1 protein-coding gene is annotated in these 250 nt (G+C 56.0%); it reads right to left on the bottom strand.

Annotated elements, in window-relative coordinates; translation table 11 throughout:
• The coding region (locus AC3XQU_RS24450) for a M23 family metallopeptidase (RefSeq protein WP_489876704.1) at positions 1-214 on the bottom strand (214 nt) is incomplete at its 3' end.
• Positions 215-250 lie beyond the last annotated feature (36 nt).

Raw genomic sequence — 250 nt, 5'->3', positions numbered from 1 at the left:
CCAGCTGGGACACGGGCAGAAGTTCCCAGTTCGATGGATCTGTATGAATGCCCTTAACCAGCGTTTCGAAATGCAGGTGGCACCCTGTAGAAGATCCGGTGGTGCCAACATGCGCGATGACCTCACCAACTTTTACGGATTCGCCTTGCTCCACCGCAGTTGATTCCAGGTGGTTGTAGGTTGAGATGATCCCATTGCCGTGGTCAATCTCCACACGGTTGCCGCCGCCCCAAGAGTGCCAACCGACTGC

It is taken from the genome of Telluria sp. AZSoR62 (assembly GCF_058111565.1).
The sequence above is the reverse complement of the archived record's forward strand: the minus strand, read 5'-3'. Positions and strand labels throughout refer to the sequence as shown.